Raw genomic sequence first — 2,111 nt, 5'->3', positions numbered from 1 at the left:
GGCGCAGAAAGAAAACCTTGATGCTCTCCGTGTCCGACCGGCGCAACAGGAAACCGGTGATCAGATAACCACTGAGGGGAAAGAAAATGTCTACCCCGAGCAGACCGTAACGCCGAAAGAACTGGGCGATCGGATCGAGGCTTGCTACGTCATAGCGCGAGGCAACATGATACACGAGCACGGCCAGGATCGCCACCGCTCGAATACTATCCAACGCCATGGAGCGGTTTTGCCGAACCGTTGCTGTGGATCGCTCAAACGCTCGGACGGAAGGCGTGGAGTTTCTTGTTTCCGTAAAGGACCGCATTCAAAAAAACCTTTTAATGATGGCTCCGACGATATGGGGTCTTTTTTTTCAGCCTAACTTTTTCGCCCGAAAACCGAGTGTATTGGAATTTGTGCTCCGGTTTGGTGTCGGCAACTACTGGGCGCCCAGCCTGCTGCTGTGGGTCCACAGTTAGAAACCACATGCCGCTTCCTAGTACGAACAATACGAGCGAATACAACTCCCCCCAGATTGCCACCGTTGCCAGTACCAAGATCACGCTGACCAATGTGAAAATCCAAGCCCGCCGCAATGGATAAAGAGTTGGATCGGCGGAAAAATCTCGACGACCAGCGACAATCATCGCAATTATGAATGCTCCTGCCAGCATAATGAGTGCGGGCACACCGAACCGGACAGCGACGAACAGCCAGAAATTGTCGACGCTTCCGGTCATCCAACGCGGCAGCGGCCAAGGGTTGTAGCCTACGCCCAATATAGGTTTCCGGCTAATCTGATCGACTCCGAATTCGAACAGAACCCGACGGGCGAAGGCGGTCGAGCTAGAAAATGATATTCGGGAGACGATAGCGTATATGGCTGCACGTCCGGAGGCCAGTTCGGCGATGACATAGAAAAGGAGCCCGGAGCCCCAAAGGATCACCCAGCGATGTTTCAAGCGCCGGAATACAGTCTCCCACCCAATCAGACCGATCTGCACGGCCACGGCCAAGACCGGTCCGCTTGAAACAGAAAAAAAACAGCTCAAGCCAATTAAAAAAGAAATGATTGAACGTCTGAACCACCGCATGCGATCGGCCAGTCCAACATAGACCAGTGAAAACGCCAAGGAGCAAAAAATACCGTAGTGAATAGGATGCGAAAACACGACCTGTGCGCGATGGAGACCGAGGCGTTGAGGGGGGTCTACGTCGCCCACCGATGCGATTCCGGGCAGATTGGAAAGCCACAGCGGAATTAGAGGCTTTCCTGTGATCACTTCGTAAAGGGAAAATGGGAGGGTAAGCAGCACCGCGATTGCAAAAAAACGGATCATTGCGACGAATGCGGCCTTGGTCCTGATCGTGGCTCGGGCTGTGAGATATCCGCCCAGAAGAACAATGGTTCGTGACCCAGTGTATTCTATTGCCACCCTCGGTGTGTGATTAGCCAACATTGCCAAGGTCATCCAGGCGGCGAACCCCAGCAACAGGAAATCAGTCGCTAGCAGGCGTCCGTAAACGCCACGAAACAGGTTGACCAATAGAACCGGCACGATGAAGAGGAACACAAGCCGGGATGGAGAGAGCAGCAAAGTTCCGATCGAAAAATAGGCTGGCACCAGCAGCGATACCAATACCAGCTTGGCCAGAAACGGTAGTTGCTCCTGGCGCCCCGTTTCCAATGGAGACGCATCATCCCGTGTCGAAAAGCCGCTTCGGCTTGCCTTACTATACATACCGACGCAACGTGCCACGGTACTGCACGGCTTTTTGTTGGAGCCTGTCTGTTAGAAACCCGCCTTGGAACAAATGGCAATTTGCAGAGCCGGAGCGGGAACCTTGGTCGAGCAGATTGCTCGCACAAAAACCAAGCCAACCCTTGTTGCCCAAACTACAGAACAGGTGGGATGTGTAGCCACGAACACCGAGCTTCGCACCTTCGAAGCTCAATCCCCATTTAAGGGCTGGAGTTGTAACTGATACCGTTTCAACCATTGGTTACTCCAAAAAACACCATTAACACTGTGCTTGACAATTGACACACGCCACTATCACTGGGAACCAAGCTAGGGGTCGGTGCTCAGAGTATCAGCATCATCACCTAGTTGCCAGACGCAGGGCAG

General features: G+C 53.2%; 2 protein-coding genes. Both read right to left on the bottom strand.

The genetic code is table 11. From position 1 onward, the window contains the following. Positions 1 to 220, bottom strand: a 220-nt coding sequence (locus AC2FNJ_RS19945) for an acyltransferase family protein (protein ID WP_496766776.1), incomplete at its 3' end; no start/stop codon positions are given. Between the two features lie 100 nt (positions 221 to 320). Continuing rightward, on the bottom strand, positions 321 to 1,724 hold the full coding sequence (locus AC2FNJ_RS19940) for an O-antigen ligase family protein (protein ID WP_496766775.1): 1,404 nt from the start codon (positions 1,722 to 1,724) through the stop codon (positions 321 to 323). Positions 1,725 to 2,111: the final 387 nt, after the last annotated feature.

Source organism: Ruegeria sp. BHSB196 (assembly GCF_059613135.1).
This window is presented reverse-complemented; position numbering and strand designations above follow the sequence as displayed.